This is a genomic window from Rhodococcus sp. YL-1 (assembly GCF_001942025.1).
GTDB classification, from domain to species: domain Bacteria; phylum Actinomycetota; class Actinomycetes; order Mycobacteriales; family Mycobacteriaceae; genus Rhodococcus_F; species Rhodococcus_F qingshengii.
The window spans coordinates 5125175-5141705 of the sequence record NZ_CP017299.1 but is presented as its reverse complement, the minus strand read 5'-3'; the positions used below and the strand labels follow the sequence as shown (position 1 = coordinate 5141705).

Here is a 16531-nt window from a genome sequence, read left to right as displayed (position 1 = left end):
GGGCGAGGGACTATGTCAGACATTGCTGAACGGACTGAATTCGAGCAGTCCTCAGCGCCTTCAGGGGACAACCACGCAAAGCGGTGGCTGGTTCTCGCGGTTCTGGGAATTGCGCAGCTGATGGTGGTCTTGGATGCCACCATCGTCAACATCGCGCTGCCTGCTGCGCAGCGCTCACTGGAGTTCGGTGATTCGGACCGCCAGTGGATCATCACGGCATACGCATTGGCGTTCGGCAGTTTGCTGCTACTCGGCGGTCGATTGAGCGACTTGTTCGGGCGCAGGCGAACTTTCATCGTCGGCCTGATCGGCTTCGCAGTCGCTTCCGCCATCGGTGGCGCAGCCGTCAACTTCGAAATGCTTGTTGCCGCTCGTGCCGGCCAAGGCGTATTCGGTGCGCTCCTTGCCCCGGCAGCCCTGTCGCTGCTGTCCGTGACATTCACGGATCCAGGTGAGCGTGCCAAGGCGTTCGGTATCTTCGGTGCCGTTGCCGGCGGTGGTGGCGCCATCGGACTGCTGCTCGGCGGCGCACTCACCGAGTGGGTCGACTGGCGCTGGTGCCTCTTCGTGAATCTCTTCTTCGCGGCGATCGCCCTGGTCGGTGCAGTCCTGTTGCTCGCGCCGCACACCAGTGACTCGCGACCCAAACTCGACATCCCCGGAACGATCCTGGTGTCGATCAGCTTGTTCAGCATCGTCTTCGGATTCTCGAAGGCCGAGTCGGACGGGTGGAGTGCAACTCCCACTATCTCGTGGCTCGTTGCCGGCGTCGTGTTCATGGCGGCGTTCATCTACTGGCAGACCAAGTCCGAGCACCCACTTCTTCCGCTGCGGGTGGTCCTCGACCGAATCCGGGCTGGCTCGTACCTGGCGATCTTCCTTTCCGGCGCAGGCATGTTCGCAGTCTTCCTGTTCCTGACGTACTACATGCAGCTGATCCTCGGGTACAGCCCGATCATGACCGGCCTCGCATTCATGCCGATGGTGTTCGGAATCGTGACAGCGGCAACGCTTTCGACAGCGGTTTTGCTGCCGCGCGTCGGTCCGCGAGTGCTGATCGTGAGCGGAATGGTCATCGCGGCGATCGGAATGACGCTGCTGGCCCAGATTTCCGTGGACAGCACCTATGCAGTACACATTCTGCCGGGGCTCGTCGTCACCGGACTCGGCATGGGCAGCATTTTCGCCCCGTCGATGCAGGGAGCAACTTCAGGCGTGCATCACGAAGATGCCGGCGTCGCATCTGCCACGGTCAACACGATGCAGCAGGTGGGCGGCTCGATCGGAACTGCGCTGCTCAGCACGATTGCCGCCTCGGCTTCCACCAACTACCTGGTGGGCCGCGAGATGAATCCGCTGACTCAGGCGCAGGCCGCCGTCGAGAGTTACACCACGACGTTCTATTGGGCCGCAGGCATATTCGCGGTCGGTGCGGTCTTGACCGGACTGGTTCTTCGGAGTGGACTGCTTCCGGATGCGCCGGAAGGTGAACCGGTAATCGCCCACTGACAGCAAATTTCGGGGTCGACGCCGCAATGGCGTCGACCCCGAAATCGACTCAGCAGTTCTTCCCGGGCGTTGCCTGAAACCGATGAAGGACGTGATCGAGTTGCTCGGAGGACAGCGCCGGCACGGGCAGTTCCCGATGGTCGGTGCGGGACGCGCAGAGTCCGTCGATCATGAACCCGAGTGCGCGGCGGTAAGCCTGAGGGGCCTCGTCGCCACCGAACTTCTGGGCCATCTTGACGACCTGCATGAGAAGCGGAATGTCGTTGACTTCGAAGTCGCTGCGCAGGGTGCCCTGTTCCTTGGCTCGATTGACAAGTACCGCAGTGTGTCGAGCGATCCCGGCGCGCGCGCGAGCGAAGGTGTCGGACGTGAAGCGTCCGTCCATCAGGAGATCGCCGAATCCGCGGTTGTCTGCCATGCGCAGAGAGATCACGTCGAGAAAGTAGACAAGACCTTCCCAGGCGTCGGGCATCTCGCGGGCGGTGGCGGCGATCGTTTCGATCTCGGAACACCGCGTGTCGAACAGTGCCTGGATCAGTTCGTCCTTGCTGGCGAACCGGCGATAGACGGTGCCGACGCCGACGCCGGCGTGCTTCGCGACGTCCGCCAGCGTGGCGTCGAGTCCTTGGGCAGCGAACACCTCGCGAGCGGAGTTGAGGATGCGCTCGAGGTTGGCCTTGGCGTCGGACCGAAGGCGCGGCTGTGAGCAGTCGGCCGAGGTCCCCGCATGAGAAGCGTCGGGGTGTGTTGTCGGCATCCTCACAGTCTACGGCACTAAGCGGAATGATCGATTCCGTTAGTGCTATATTACTAAGCGGAACGTGTGGTTCCGATTGTCCGTATGAGAGAAGCCGATATGAGCACGTCTGACATCTGGGTCGGGAGCAATCCGATCTCGATGGTGGGTACGCGGAGTGCAGGTTTCGCGGCAACGAGGCTTCGCGCCCTTGCCGGCGACGGCGCCTTTGCTCAGCTCGTTCGTTTTGCCCTCGTCGGCGGAGCCAGCAACATCTTGTACTTTGCCGCTTTTCTGGCGCTGCGCGGTGACGGAGCGCTGGTCGCCAACGCAGTTGGTGCGGTCTTGAGCACCATTCTGGCCAATGAGCTGCATCGCCGGCTCACCTTCCACGCCGCGGATCGCGTCAACTGGTTCACCGCGCAGTGGGAAGGCGGTGGACTCGCACTGGTCGGGTTGATCGCCAGTTCTGCCGCCATCAGTGCGCTCGGCTTCCTTCTCCCAGGCGCCGACGGGCTTCTTCAAGCCGGGCTTGTGATCGCCGTGAGCGGAATTGTCGGTGGCCTGCGATTCGTCGCCCTTCGCGGTTGGGTGTTCTGAGCGGTTCTCGAATTCGGATCGGACTCGGCTCGTAGGGAACACTGAGACCCATGAGCCTTTCGATAGCCGACTCCGGCATCCGTCTGGCTGTGCTCTGCATCGTCATGGCACTTGTCGCCACGCTCGTCTACCGATTCACCTATCTCGGTAGCGTTCGGGTGGTCCCCGGTGCCCTCGCTCGTGGCGCTCTTCAGTTGGCTGCGATTTCGTTGATCCTTGCCGCCGCCTTGGCCCACATCTGGTCGGCGCTCCTCGTGCTCGTCGGCATGTTCGTTGCAGCGTCTTTCACCGCGGCACGACGCTCGAACGCGGGGACGTCCGGAGTGTGGCTGACCATCGCGTTGGCGTCGGGAATCGGTGTGGTTCTGCCACTGATGCTGCTGTCCGGAGTGGTTCCGCTGCAAGGCGTCGCTCTGGTGCCGATCGGCGGCATTGTTCTGGGTGGCGCGATGACTGCAACATCGATGGCAGCCAAACGCGGACTCGACGCCGTCGACGACCGGTACGGGGAAGTGGAAGCAGCACTGAGCCTTGGATTTTCCCAACGCGATGCGCGGTGGGAGGTAGCCCGCACCGCTGCCTCCGATGCTCTGCTGCCTGGAGTCGACCAGACGCGCACCGTCGGCCTCGTGACATTGCCCGGAGCCTTTGTCGGTGTGTTGCTCGCGACGGGATCGGCCGTTCAGGCCGGTGCTGTGCAAATTCTTGTATTGGCAGGGTTGTTGTTGGCACAAACCTGCTCGGTGGCCGTGGCGTTGGAACTCGTCGCCCGCGGTTTCGTCTTTCGAGGTCAAGCTGTCAGGCCTGCGCGAGTTCGTTGATCTTGTCGCTGCGAAGGACGCGGCCGGGAAGATCGGGGGTGTTTGCCGCGAGGGTGATCATTGCCCTGCCGATGTTTTCACTGGTGGTCACGCTGCTGGGCCACACCCTGCGTAAGAGTGGGTGGAGAGGCACGGAGATTTGATACGACCGTGTCGATTCGTGAATCGTCCATGTATTCGACCAGCACTCTGTTGCCGACCATCACAACGGAACGGACTGGAGATCATCCGGCCGGAATGGCCAACTGAACGCTTGACCTGCAATTATGAGTCCATTTTGATCCGACTCGCGACTAAAGTCCCTACAAACCGGCTGGACGGTTGGCTGAAAATAGTTTTATGGACGAAGGAGTTGATGAAATACACGTTCTCGGATCGGAGTCCGCCGGTCGAATAATAGAGGCGTCGGCGATCATCGTTCTCGGTGCGCTCTGTGCAGTAGTCGCAGGTTCGGGTGTGTTCTTTGTCGTCGGATCGATTGGTGGCTTCGCCCGATTGCTCTACCTGGTTGTTCGTGGTCCGCTCAACTCTTGCTCGGTTCCGGCGTCGACTGTCGAGCTGGCGCCTTCGAGAACGTCATGTGGTCGTTGATGCTCCCGAACGTGGAGTGAAGACGATCAAGGATGTAGTTCTGACGCATGTTCCACGGTGACTTCGATCCCTGCTTCGGGAACTGTTCCACAGCACGCATGACGTACCCCGACGCCAGGTCCAGGATCGGCCGCTGGTCCATCTCTTCGCTCGCGTGCGGCACGCACTTCGAATAGCCGCGCTTGTCCATCTCCGTCAGCAGTCGGCAGACGTACATCGACGTGAGATCTGCTCGCAGAGTCCACGAGGCGTTGGTGTAGCCGACGCACATCGCGAAGTTCGGTACGTCGCTGATCATCATGCCCTTGTAGACGTAACGATCACCGAGGGTGACGGGTTCGCCGTCCACTTCGATCGACATCCCGCCGCACGCTTCCATCTTCAATCCTGTTGCAGTGACGATGATGTCAGCTTCGAGTTCGCGACCTGACGCGAGACGAATTCCGGTCTCGGTGAAAGTGTCGATGCGATCGGTCTCGATCGAGGCCTTGCCGGATCGGAGGGCTTTGAACAAATCGCCGTCCGGTACGACGCACAAGCGTTGATCCCAGGGATCGTAGGTGGGTGTGAAGTGAGGATCGAGTGGGATCTCTTCCGGGAGTTGGCGACTGATCGCGAGGTTCAGCAACCGCTTTGCACGCGCAGGACTGCGCCGGCACAGTTGGTAGAAACTCAGGTTCACTACGATGCTCTTCCATCGAGCGATGCTGTGCGCGAGTTGATTCGGCAGTACTGCGCGAATGGTGTCCGATAATTTGTCGCTGGACGGCAGAGCCAGAATGTATGTCGGTGATCGCTGGAGCATCGTGACGTGGCTTGCGTCCCGTGACATCGTGGGGACCAAAGTGACTGCGGTGGCGCCGCTTCCGATCACAACGACCTTCTTGTCGGAGTAATCGAGTTCTTCGGGCCAGAACTGCGGGTGCACAACCTCGCCGGCAAACGATTCACGTCCGGGGAAGTCGGGGGTGTATCCGCCCTCGTAGCTGTAGTAACCGCTGCAGAGATAGAGGAAGTTGCAGGTCAGTGTTTCGTCTTCGTCGCCGGTCGTGACCGTGACTGACCACGTCGAGTCCGCTGACGACCATGATGCGGCCGTCACCTTCCGGTTGTACCGAATCTTCTTGTCGATCCCGTTCTCTCGCGCGGTGTCGCGCACGTACCGGAGGATCGAATCACCGTCGGCGATTGCTTTGGCATCTGTCCACGGCCGAAACGGGTAGCCGAGCGTGAACATGTCGGAATCCGATCGGATGCCAGGGTATTTGAAGAGGTCCCAGGTTCCGCCACTGTTCGCACGGGCCTCGAGGATTGCGTACGACTTGCCGGGAAGCTCGGTCTGGAGTCGATACGCAGCACCGATGCCGGACAAGCCGGCGCCGACGATCAGGACATCGAGGTGTTCGGTGCTCATCAGTTCGGACTCCGTATCGATCGTGTGGGGCCACCGGGCAGACTAAGTGTTCGATCTCCACACTACTGAACGATGCTCAGTAAGGCGAGGGTGACCATGTGATCGTCGGCGGTCGGATAGCCGCACACAGTGGTTTACCTGCGGCGTCGGTGAGGCCGAGGTCTCCGTGGAGCATGCCGGAAGCGTCGGCCTCCTCGGCGATGTGTTCGGGGATCGCGTCGAGCATCAGCTTTGCGCGCCGAAACATCTCGAACGTCTGGTCATCGGATACCGTCACCCAGGACAGGTAGATGAAGCGTCCGCGAGGTGGACCCTGGATGTATGGACCGAGAATGTCCCAGGCACCGGACTTTCGCTCCAGACTCGCTGTCAGTTCCCATCGCACTGTCTCGGTATCTCCCGGTACGAGGTCGAGGATTTCGTGTGGCTTGCCTCGGCGCTGAACGCCGACGTGGATGTTGCTGCGCTCTTCGAAGGTTGCGGTTTCGGAACAGTCACGCCCGGGCAGGCTGTGGCCGGTGATGATGATCTGCATATCGACATCATGCTCTGCATAGGTCGGGAGGGGTTGGCGTGGTGAGTCGTTCGGGTAGAACCTTTGTTGCGGCCGTGGTGGCGAGCATTCTGTTGTCAGGTCACGGGTGGGGATCAGGTGTTGCAGTGGCGACGGCGGACGAACCGGAAGTAGCGGGTGCGCTGGAGTCCTATGGCGAACTCTCGGCCGCAGTGTTTCCAGTCGGCGCCGGTGAGACGCAGCGGGTCGTGTATCGAACTCTGCGTACCGCTGACAGATGGGGAGAGTCGTCAGGGTCCGTGTTTCTGCCGGAAGGCGCCCCACCGGCGGGCGGTTGGCCCGTCATCTCCTATGCCCACGGAACTTTGGGCAGTGCGGATCAGTGTGCACCCTCGTCGACCGGATTCGGTCCGGGCGAGATCGAACCGATCGAACGCTGGTTGGAACAGGGATACGCGGTAGTAGCTACCGACTACTCGGGACTTGGTACCGACGGGGTGCTGGCCTATCTCGACGGACATGCCGCCGGCGCGAATGCGGTCGACATCGTGCGGGCCGCGCACGAGTTGTACGGCAATGTGCTGAGTCCGCGGTGGATGGTCGCGGGTTTGTCCGAAGGTGGTCATGCGGCGTACTTCGCGGGACACGATGCCACCACTCGTGCACCGGAATTGGATTTCCGTGGCTCGGTTGTCGTCGCAGGCCCCACACACATGGAAGGGCTGTTTCCGTTGGGCGGCCCGCTGTTTCCCGACATCGGTATCACCGGGCTGGTGGGATATGCGCTGTACGTCCTGGCTGGGATCGACGATCAACGACCCGAAGAGAACATTCGCGAGGTTCTCTCGCCGCAGGGGATCGAGTGGATGGAAAAGGCTCGGACAGTGTGCGCCGGAGATCTCGGCCGACACATTCGAGCCGAACGAATCCAGTTGAGCTCGTTGTTTTCTCGGTCGGTATGGACGCCGCGCATGTACGACCTGTTCCGCGAGATGATGCAGGTGCCGGTCGACGGCTACGACCGTCCACTGCGCGTGGTGCAGAGCGTGTCGGACACAACGGTTCCTGTCGCCCTTACCTGGGCGCAACTGGTCGACATGCGTTCGCGGGGAACGCAGTTCGAGTATCAAGAACTCGCCGGAATCAGCCACGGTCAAACGACGGTCGCTTCGATGGACCAGACCATGGCGTTCGTCGATCGATTGATGAGGTGATGTCCTGGTGGTGTGGTTGTCCAGGGTGGCTGTTCAGCGCATACGCCGCGGACCGTAATCGTGGCCACCGTTGGCGAACCACACGATTGCCGCAATCGCGTACAGGATGCAGACCAGGAGTAGTAGGCCGCCTGCGATCCACAGCGAGATCTGACCGAGCCGTTTCACTCGATCGGACGCATACCGCGACCCGGCCACATCGCCGTCAGCCCACAGCGGATACACGTTGAAGGCGTGCGTGAAAGCGGAGAAGGAAAGCGGCCAGAAGAACAGCAGCGAGACCACTGCCCAGCCCGCATTGACGGGTGGTCGAATCGGGTGCTGAGGAACGGATTGCTGGACAGTGGGTTGATCCGGGGTGGTCATGGGGGCTCCTGACATGAGGTGGCCCTTTCGACGCTACTGCGATGGAGCTGAAGAATCACTGAAAAACGGTGTTCGGTGATGCGATGTGGATCAGCGGCGTAAGTGTGCTGGATCAGCCGCATTGCCAGTCGTGACCGCTGGTGGTGGTTCCGGGTCATTGTTGTGCAGACGAGGGGCGTTCACGTCAGCGCAACTCGATGCCGCTCCGCGAGCATCCTCGCTACCGGCAGGACGTCCTTTGCTGCCATCTCGATACGTTCGAATACCTCGGGATTGAGGATGGTCGTTCCGTCGAAATCACCTGAGCTGAGATAGATTCCGACCGGAGCGGTCAGCGCTTGGAAGAAAGCGAACAGTGGCCGCAGGGCATGATCCAACACGAGAGCATGGCGGTCGCTACCACCTGTAGCGGCAAGAATCACCGGAGTGTTGGCAAGCGCGTACTGGTCGACGAGATCGAAAAAATGCTTGAACATTCCCGTGTACGAACCGCGGAACACCGGTGACGCCGCGATGACGATATCGGCGGACTCGACTGCTGCCAGCGCTTCGGCGGTCACTGAGTCGACGTGATCGCGATCCAGAGCAGATGCAAGACCTGGAATCAGATCCACGATCTCGAAAACTCGTGTGTCGATCTGCTCGAAGTCTCCCAAGGTTTCGACGATCAGGTCGACGAGGGCACGAGTCTTGGAGGGTTTTTGAAGGTTGCCGACAACGGCAACAATTTTGAGCGGTGTGCTCATCGAAACTCCTATTTTTGGGACGACTTCAGTGATTCGATTTCCTTACGCACAACGGGGGCTACTTCGGTGCCGAGGATCTCGATCGCACGCAGCATGTCCCTCTGTGGCACGTTGCCGAACCCCATCTGGATCATGATCCGGTCATGATGGAACAGTTCGTACTGCGCCATCGTCTTGTCGATGATTTCCTGCGGGCCGCCGAGGAAGAACGCACCCGCGGTGGTTGCCTGCGCTTCATATGCCCTGCGCGGCATGGGAACTCCGTTTCCGCGCTGATGATGATTCTGCATCCACCCGGCCTGGAAGTACGGGTACGACGTGTCGAGTGCTGTTTGCTTCGAGGTATCGACAAATCCTGGCGAAGCAATCGAGACAGCCAGTTTCTTCGGATCGTGTCCGAACTCCGCTGCAGCCCTGCGGTATAGATCGACGAACGGTTCGAACTGTTGGTAACTTCCACCGATGATGGCCAGTGAGAGGGGCAGGCCTAGTTTCGCGGCACGGACGACAGAGGCCGGAGTACCTCCGACTGCGATCCACACCGGAATCTGACGGTCCGGGCGGGGCGTCACGTCACCGTCGATCAGTGGTGGGCGAAGTTGTCCTTCCCAGTTGATCGGGTTCTCGTCGCGCAGTTTCAGTAGTAGATCAAGCTTTTCGGCGAAGAGTTCGTTGTACTGGGACAAGTCGTACCCGAAGAGCGGAAATGACTCCGTGTACGAACCTCGGCCGGCAATGATCTCGGCACGGCCTTCGGAAAGCAGGTCGACTGTCGCGAACTGTTGGAACACACGTACGGGATCGTCGGAACTGAGTACGGTTACGGCGCTGGACAGCTTGATGTTGTCGGTAGCCTGAGCCATTGCCGCGAGCACAACGGCAGGGGCTGAGACTGCGAAGTCGGTGCGATGGTGCTCGCCGACGCCGAAGACATCGAGTCCAACCTGATCGGCGACGGTTGCCTGCTCCACCAAATGGCGAAGGTGGACACCGGGATTCATCATCGCGCCGGTGGTGGGATCTGGGGTGAGTTCACCGAAATGGTAGACGCCCAATTCGAAAGCCATGTTGTTTCTCGCTATCTGTTCGTGGGGGTGATGGAAAGCTGTTCTACGTGCGCATCGCATGCGCCGCCTTGATTAGTGTGATGTGTGGCAAGTCGGGAGAAGAAGCGTTCGAGTACCGGAAGCTCCTCGGTTTCAATGAGATCGGAGAAGTATTCGGCGATCCCTCGCGTGTGTATGGCGGACGCTTTTCGAAGCGTCTTCTTGCCTGCAGGCGTCATCGATACCGTCACGACGCGTCGATCGTTGTCCGGTCTAACGCGCTCCACTAATCCGGCCTCGACCAATCGATCGACGACGCGCGTCACGCCACTGGTGGTGACCAGGACCAGTTCGGCCAGATCGCCCATTCGGATCGTGTTTCCCGGAGCTTCGTGCAGTCGGAGCAGAACGTCGTACTGGCCAAGGGTGAGTCCGGTGGTGGTTCGAAGGTCCGCCTCCATCTTGCCGAGGATGACGCTGTGGGAGACGACGAGGTCGCGCCACACACGACCACGTACGTGTTCATCAGTTGTCATCGGTGACGCCCTCCATTTATTTGCGACCGCAAGTATTGCTTACTCAAATAATACGCGTGCGACCGTCGAACTATTCCCTGCTCTTATTTGCGCTGGTAGCGAGGTATTGACTCGAACGGGTGTTCGAGTATGATTTGGGGAGGGGATCGGGGGATTCAATGAGTGTCTTGTTGTCGGATGTGGTGTCTGGTTCTGCGGTGGGGTTACGTGGACGGTTGTGGCGGTTGTCTGCTTCGGAGTTGCGCGCTGCTGCGGTGTCGGCGAGTGCGGAGATTCTTCGCCTGGAAGCCGTTCGTGTTGCGGTGGTGGACGAGCTCTCGATGCGTCCGGATGATCAGGTGATTGCCAGCCGCGGTGTGGGTGCGTGGTTGGCGGCGAACACGATGCTGCAGGTTCGGGACGGGAAGAAGATCGCCGCGTTGGGTGCGGCTTTGCGGCCGTTTCCGGCGGTGGCGGCTCGGTTCGATGGCGGGGATTGCTCGTTCGATCATGCCGTGTTGATCGTGGCGTTCTGTGAATCGCCACCTAAAGGGATGCCGGAGGAGGCGCTCCCTCGCTGTATCGATTTGTTGTTGGCTGCTGCGTCGGGTGTGGAGGCGACGACGACGAAGGTGCGGAACGTGATCGCGACGTTGGAGCGGTTGTTCGAGTCGGATGAGATTCCGCCCGCCGAGGATGTCGATCTCAATGAGTTGCGGATCGCGTCGACATTGAATGGTCGGGTGGTGGTGCGTGGGGATTTCGATGCTCTCACCGGTGAAATGTTGTTGTCGGCGTTGTCGAATCTGACGATGCCGACCCCGGCACCGGATGGGACGCCGGATTCTCGGTCGGCGGCGAAGCGGACTGCGGACGGGTTCACCGAACTGATCCGCCGCTATCTCGATTGCGCCAAGACCGGAACCGATGGTGGTCAGCGTCCGCATGTGAACGTGCACATCAATGCTCGGGATCTGGCTGAGCATCGGGATTGTGCCGCACAGTCTTCGGATTCGGGTGATGACGACTCTCTGGACCTGGCCGATCTTGATGTCGGGCACATGCCCTGGCTCGGACCACTGTCCGTGTCACAGACCAGACTCCTCGGCTGCGACTGTTTCCTGTCCACCGTCCTGCTCGACGATCACGGCGCACCGCTCGATGCGAAACCCGGAAAACGATTGGTCACCCCCGAACAGCGAGTGGCGTTGATCGCCCGAGACAAAGGCTGCGCCTTCCCGGGTTGCACATGCGTACCCGCCTGGACCGATGCGCACCACATTAAGCACTGGGCCAACGGCGGCCCGACGGTGATGAACAACCTGGTCCTGCTGTGCCGTTCACACCACCGACTGATGCACCGCAAATCCGGGTTCGTCGGCAAATGGGAAATCCGCATCGGTGTCGACAACAAGCCGTGGTTCATCCCACCACCCTCGATCGACCCGCAGCAGCACCCGCGACCGGCGAACACCACCTTCAAAACCTGAGGTAGTACTCCTCGGGCACAACAGAACACGGCCGAGCACCGCATCGAAGGAGACCTCGATGCGGTGCCAACAGGCCGTGGGGGAGGCTAATCAGCGCTTCGAGCGCTTGTGGCGGTACATCTCGGCGTCGGCCGTATCCCAAGTCTCGGACAGGCTTTGGGTCATGGAAAAGTCGGCCCGACCGATCGAACAACAGACGTCGGCATTCCGGAACGCCTTCTCCAAGCACTCGACTAGGTAGTCGACGACGCGCGGCTGTGTATCGGGCAGAGCGATTCCGAACTCGTCTCCGCCCAACCGTGAAACCACCGCACCAGGGTGCGCGCACGCTGCCAAGATCTTGCCGGCCTTTTGAACGTATTCGTCGCCCGCGGCGTGGCCAAGTTCGTCGTTGATGGTCTTCATGCCGTCCAGATCGACGATGATGATAGCTCCCGGATCGGCGAATTGGCGGTACCGAGTTTGCTCGGCCTCGAGGATGCGATTCCACCCGCGCCGATTGAGAAGACCTGTCAACGGGTCGGTCTCGGCATCGAGTTGCGCAGTTTCGGCCAGTCGGACTGACTGCGCGCGCTGATAGTCGACATCGAGAATGGTTCCGAGAAGTCGGCACAGGAGATTGAGGAGGGCTAGGTTGTCCTCGAGTGCGGAGTCGCCCGCACTCGGGTCGGCGCCACACAGAGTGCCGAAGAGACTGCCGTCGTTGTGGAGGATTGGGATGCTGACGTATGCGCCAATGCCTTCCCACCTGCCATCACGGGACAGTGCGCGCACGAGCGCGCGATTCGATGAGACTGGCGGCGCATTTCCGAGTACCACCTCGCTGCACATGGTGTTTGGCCAAGCCCGGGTCTCGCCGACTTCGATGTGAAGTGGGTTGGGTGAGACGGTGAGAAAGATTTGATTGGACCCGTCGAACCGCGTGATCGACCACAGTGCCAGCGGAAGATATTCGTCGAGGTAGGACACGACCGAGCGACTTGCGTCGTCGAAATTCGTCAGAGGTGGCAAGAGTGGCAACATCGGGATGGTGCGCGTCTGGCCGTGCGGCATTTTGACCTCCTGATCGACCCTAGGATTCTGTCGATGTTCAGGCTCTTGGTCCCGCGTGCGACAAATCTTCCACGAACAGTCTGCCTCGAGAATCCTCGCGATTGCTGAAAGTGTGCTGTGATTCTTCCGACCGCGGGGCCGTTGATTCTTTGGTGGCCAGCTAATCTTCCGGTATGGAGCTGGCGCGTGGAGCGAACACAGTCGTTGAGGGAACTTCGCTGAAGGTGGCGGTGAACGGTAGCGCCCCGGGCACGGTAGACCTGATGGTGTTCCAGCTCGACGAACGGAACAAAGTACGGGACGACGCAGATTTTGTCTTCTTCAATCAGCCGGTCTCACCCGAAGGCGCGGAGCGCTTGGAGCCCGGCGGCGTCATCGAAATCGACATTGCGAGGTTGCCCGCTGACATCCATCAGCTGAGTGTTGCCGTGGCACTTGATGCGGCGGCAAACGGAACCCTGTCTGCTGTCGGGGGCCTTGGGGTCGTGGTGGAGCAGGTTGGTTCCACCGCCATCGTGGCTCAGGCTTTGGGGTTGACGAGTGAGAGGGCAGCGGTTCTCGTCGAGATCTATCGCCGCGGCGCGGGCTGGAAGCTGCGAAACGTATCAGCTGGCTGGGACAGCGGATTGGCGGACCTGGTAACAGCATTCGGAGTGTCGGTCGACGAGGAACCGCAGGCTCGACCCGCCGGCTCTGCTGAAACGACAGACGGCATTCGGACCGTGCCCGACGAAGCCAAACTCTCCATGGTGAAGCGGGAGAAGCTGGACCTCCGAAAGCGCGAAGTGGCCAAGGTCCTGCTGACGAAGGGTGGCAACGGAATTCGGGCACGGGTGGTCCTGGTGATCGACAAGACCGGAAGTATGGCCAAGCAGTACCGCACCAGAGTGGTGCATCGTGTTGTCGAACGCATGATTCCCGTTGCGATCCAACTCGATGACGACGGCAAGCTGGAGCCGTACTTGTATGCAGTCAGCTTCGTCAAACTCCCCGAGATCTCTGTCCATGACGCGGAAGAGTGGTCGGATACCTACCTGCACTTGCGCGGCTCGCACGGCGGATTCAACTACGACAAGATCGGCGCCGCAAATCGTGAAGTGCCGATCATGACTGAGATTCTTTCCGGCCTGACACGTGGTTCGGCGCCGACGCTCGTCCTGTTCTTCACCGACGGTGGCTTCAGCGAGCGCAAGGAAATCACGACATTGATGCGCGAAGCGTCTGGGCTCCCGGCCTTTTGGCAGTTCGTCGGAATCGGCAAGGCCAACTACGGAGTGCTGGAGAAGCTCGACGATCTCGACGGCAGGGTGGTCGACAATGCCGGATTCTTCGCGCTGGACGACATCGACACCGTCGACGACGCCCAGTTGTACACCCGTTTGCTGAGTGAATTCCCGGATTGGCACAAGGCAGCTGTAGCCGCGGGCATCACAACGCCGTGATTTAGCTGGTCGAAACCAACTGCGGTGCATTCTCTTTCAAGAATTCGTCGATGTGCGCCCAGGTGGAGTCTCTCGCGGTGGGGCCGGCAACGAGCCCGAGGTGACTTCCCGGCGCCTTCTCGAACCGGACCGACGGCGCTCCGGTGAGGACCGACGTGATCGCTTCCACCGAAGCGATGGGTGCAATCACGTCAGTGGTGCCGCCGATCGCGAGAACGGGAACGCGCAGAGCTGACAGTTTGATCTCGCGTCCGGCAAGCGTGACGGCGTCGTTGTAGAGATTGTTGCCGAGCATGAGTTGTTCGCAGATCTGCTGAAAAGCCTTGCCAGGGTATCCAGGCATGGCTGCCATGAACTTGTCTATCGATTCCATGCGAGCCAGTGTCTCGGTGTTGTGGAGGTTGCGCATGATGAACCATGGCTTGAGAACTTCGCGCTGCAACGCCGTCACCTTGTAACTCGCCTGAACGAGTGGAGCAGGTAGTCCGCCGACAAGATTGGTCGCGGACGTGAGTGGGGTGTCGCCCGTGTATTTGCCGATCAGCCTCAAGGGGCTGATAGCGGGAATCTTCGTGTAATCGATTGGCGTTCCGATTGCCGTGATCGATGCGATCGGCAGGTCGGAGTGAGCGGAGCCCGTGAGCAGAGACATGGTCCCGCCGAGGCTCCACCCGATCAGCGAAACCGGTGCGCCGTCATGTAGGTCCGAGATCGTACGGATCGCTTCCGGGATGATGTCGTCGACCCAGGCCTCGAAACCCATCCCGCGGTCGGAGTACCGCATGGTCCCGTAGTCGAGGAGGTAGGGCGTGTTCGCCCCATCCAGTAGGTGCGCGGCGAGGCTTTGGCCCGCACGAAGGTCGTAACAGTCGGCTGAAACCGCGAGGGGCGGTACGAGGAGAACCGGATTACTTCTTGGCCTCCACAATGCGCCGAAGCGATACAGATCGCGGTGTGGACCTTCGCTGATCAGTACGGACGGGGTGCGTTCGGTCTTCTCGACACCGTCGCCGAACGAGAGTCCCCATGCATTGCGTGCTGCGGTGTCCAGCGTCGGACGCCACGTCGCGATCAAACCACTGATATCGAGCACTGGTTCCCCTCGGAGTCGAATCGGCGGACGGCCGAGTCAGCCGCGCTCGGTGTATGTTACCTGCCTTCACATACATCGATCTCGGGGGTGTAAAAACCCAGCTCGGCAACGGAGCCACCGTGCCGAGCTGGGCTGATCGGGGTGATATGGCAGTGATCGGGTGGGGACGATCAGGCGGGGACGATCAAGCCCGTCGCCGCTGTGGCCGTCGCGTATCGCTGTGCAACGTCTTCCCAGTTGATGACGTTCCAGTAGGCCTTCACGTAGTCGGCCTTGACGTTCTTGTACTGCAGGTAGAAAGCGTGCTCCCACATGTCGAGCATGAGCAACGGAACGATACCGATGCTGATGTTGCCTTGCTGGTCGGTGAGCTGCTCGATGACCAGGCGCTGCCCGACCGTGTCGTAGGCCAGTACCGCCCAGCCGGACCCCTGCAAAGTGGTTGCTACAGCGGAGAAGTGGTTGACGAATGCGTCGAAGGTGCCGAAGTGCTCGTCGATTGCGGCTGCCAACTCGCCCTCTGGCCGCTCACCGCCGTTGGGGGAGAGGTTCTTCCAGAAGATGGAGTGATTGGTGTGGCCGCCGAGGTGGAAGGCGAGGTTCTTGCTGAGCAGCGGCGCCTTCGCGGTGATCGTGCCGTCTTCGCGCGCAGCAGCCAACTGCTCGATTGCGCTGTTGGCGCCCGCCACGTACGTGGCGTGGTGCTTGCTGTGGTGCAGTTCCATGATCTCGCCGGAGATGTGCGGTTCGAGAGCGGCGTAGTCGTAATCCAGTTCGGGGAGAACGTATTCAGTCATGTGACATGCCTTCCTTTGAGGAAATGTTGTGAGTCGAGAGATTCCGATAGGTTCGATTGTGATAGACGAGCGGCGCTGACATGTGCTGCGGATCGATGACGTCGACGACGCGTGCAGTGACGATCACTGCGGCGCCACATGTAGTGGCATTCAAGGGAACCGCACGCAGGGCGTGGCCTGTCCCATGTAGGAACGGTTCACCCGTCGAGAGAAACGACCAGGGCATATCGTCTCCGAAGCGCACAGCGCCGCGGGTTGCGAACGTGGAAGCCAGTCGTTCGTTCGCCGAATTTGCCAGGTGAACAACAAAACTGCGGGCGGAAGCGATGACGCTCGCAGAGCCTCGCAACGACTGCAGTGAAAACGCCAGAACCGCAGGATCGGCGCTGATCGAGATCACCGACGATGACGTGATGCCGGCCGGGCCGTCATCGCCCGTTGCGGTGATGATCGAGACGCCGGCGGGATGGTTCCGGAACGCCTCGACGAAGGAGTTTCGGATGGACGGCTCCGCATCAACAGAGTCGTCCGAAACAGATTGGGTGCCAACCAGTTTTGTGGTCACTCCTCGCCCCTCTTCTGTC

Annotated in this window: 17 protein-coding genes; 6 read left to right on the top strand and 11 right to left on the bottom strand. The window is 60.5% G+C overall.

What is annotated here, in order from left to right; all coding sequences use genetic code 11:
- Positions 1–12 precede the first annotated feature (12 nt).
- Complete coding sequence (locus tag BH682_RS23820; protein WP_075834307.1) at positions 13–1509, top strand: MFS transporter; 1497 nt, start codon at positions 13–15, stop codon at positions 1507–1509.
- 49 nt (positions 1510–1558) lie between these two features.
- Here BH682_RS23820 and BH682_RS23815 read toward each other — a convergent pair whose 3' ends face one another.
- The gene (locus BH682_RS23815) at positions 1559–2266 is read right to left on the bottom strand and encodes a TetR/AcrR family transcriptional regulator (protein ID WP_007731468.1); all 708 of its coding nucleotides are present in this window, start codon (positions 2264–2266) and stop codon (positions 1559–1561) included.
- 141 nt (positions 2267–2407) lie between these two features.
- Here BH682_RS23815 and BH682_RS23810 point away from each other — a divergent pair, with 141 nt between their 5' ends.
- Both BH682_RS23810 and BH682_RS23805 read left to right on the top strand, forming a co-directional pair.
- On the top strand, positions 2408–2845 hold the full coding sequence (locus BH682_RS23810) for a GtrA family protein (protein WP_020908979.1): 438 nt from the start codon (positions 2408–2410) through the stop codon (positions 2843–2845).
- A gap of 50 nt (positions 2846–2895) precedes the next feature.
- Complete coding sequence (locus tag BH682_RS23805; RefSeq protein ID WP_042452705.1) at positions 2896–3666, top strand: ABC transporter permease; 771 nt, start codon at positions 2896–2898, stop codon at positions 3664–3666.
- A 523-nt stretch (positions 3667–4189) separates the two neighbouring features.
- Here BH682_RS23805 and BH682_RS23795 read toward each other — a convergent pair.
- A complete protein-coding gene (locus tag BH682_RS23795) occupies positions 4190–5671 on the bottom strand; it encodes a flavin-containing monooxygenase (protein WP_075834304.1) in 1482 nt (493 codons plus the stop codon).
- 76 nt (positions 5672–5747) lie between these two features.
- On the bottom strand, positions 5748–6206 hold the full coding sequence (locus BH682_RS23790) for a DUF5990 family protein (RefSeq protein WP_075834302.1): 459 nt from the start codon (positions 6204–6206) through the stop codon (positions 5748–5750).
- 38 nt (positions 6207–6244) lie between these two features.
- Between BH682_RS23790 and BH682_RS23785 the strand changes: the two genes are divergently transcribed.
- The gene (locus tag BH682_RS23785) at positions 6245–7399 is read left to right on the top strand and encodes an alpha/beta hydrolase (protein ID WP_075834299.1); all 1155 of its coding nucleotides are present in this window, start codon (positions 6245–6247) and stop codon (positions 7397–7399) included.
- 33 nt (positions 7400–7432) lie between these two features.
- On the opposite strand, the gene BH682_RS23780 is transcribed toward BH682_RS23785, so the two are convergent.
- The 4 genes from BH682_RS23780 to BH682_RS23765 all read right to left on the bottom strand — a co-directional run bounded on the left by BH682_RS23780 (position 7433) and on the right by BH682_RS23765 (position 10093).
- Positions 7433–7765, bottom strand: a complete 333-nt coding sequence (locus BH682_RS23780) for a CD225/dispanin family protein (protein WP_007731480.1) — start codon at positions 7763–7765, stop codon at positions 7433–7435.
- Between the two features lie 179 nt (positions 7766–7944).
- Entirely contained in the window at positions 7945–8511 is a 567-nt protein-coding gene (gene msuE, locus BH682_RS23775) for an FMN reductase (protein ID WP_007731485.1), read from the bottom strand.
- Between the two features lie 8 nt (positions 8512–8519).
- Entirely contained in the window at positions 8520–9578 is a 1059-nt protein-coding gene (locus tag BH682_RS23770; protein ID WP_063315826.1) for an LLM class flavin-dependent oxidoreductase, read from the bottom strand.
- Positions 9579–9589: 11 nt separating this feature from the next.
- Positions 9590–10093, bottom strand: a complete 504-nt coding sequence (locus BH682_RS23765) for a MarR family winged helix-turn-helix transcriptional regulator (RefSeq protein WP_007731489.1) — start codon at positions 10091–10093, stop codon at positions 9590–9592.
- Positions 10094–10251: 158 nt separating this feature from the next.
- On the opposite strand from BH682_RS23765, the gene BH682_RS23760 reads away from it, so the two are divergent.
- A complete protein-coding gene (locus BH682_RS23760) occupies positions 10252–11562 on the top strand; it encodes an HNH endonuclease signature motif containing protein (RefSeq protein ID WP_075834297.1) in 1311 nt (436 codons plus the stop codon).
- Positions 11563–11652: 90 nt separating this feature from the next.
- Here the strand turns inward: BH682_RS23760 and BH682_RS23755 are convergent, their stop codons facing one another.
- Entirely contained in the window at positions 11653–12615 is a 963-nt protein-coding gene (locus BH682_RS23755) for a sensor domain-containing diguanylate cyclase (RefSeq protein WP_075834295.1), read from the bottom strand.
- A 173-nt stretch (positions 12616–12788) separates the two neighbouring features.
- On the opposite strand from BH682_RS23755, the gene BH682_RS23750 reads away from it, so the two are divergent.
- Positions 12789–14057, top strand: coding sequence for a vWA domain-containing protein (locus BH682_RS23750; protein WP_075834293.1), 1269 nt, complete (start codon positions 12789–12791; stop codon positions 14055–14057).
- Between the two features lies 1 nt (position 14058).
- Here BH682_RS23750 and BH682_RS23745 read toward each other — a convergent pair whose 3' ends face one another.
- The 3 genes from BH682_RS23745 to BH682_RS23735 form a co-directional block, all read right to left on the bottom strand.
- Positions 14059–15150, bottom strand: coding sequence for an alpha/beta fold hydrolase (locus BH682_RS23745; RefSeq protein WP_075834291.1), 1092 nt, complete (start codon positions 15148–15150; stop codon positions 14059–14061).
- A 170-nt stretch (positions 15151–15320) separates the two neighbouring features.
- A complete protein-coding gene (locus BH682_RS23740) occupies positions 15321–15947 on the bottom strand; it encodes a superoxide dismutase (RefSeq protein ID WP_030535220.1) in 627 nt (208 codons plus the stop codon).
- Entirely contained in the window at positions 15940–16512 is a 573-nt protein-coding gene (locus BH682_RS23735; protein ID WP_042451450.1) for a flavin reductase family protein, read from the bottom strand. Before BH682_RS23735 ends, BH682_RS23740 begins: the two co-directional genes overlap by 8 nt.
- Between the last annotated feature and the right edge of the window lie 19 nt (positions 16513–16531).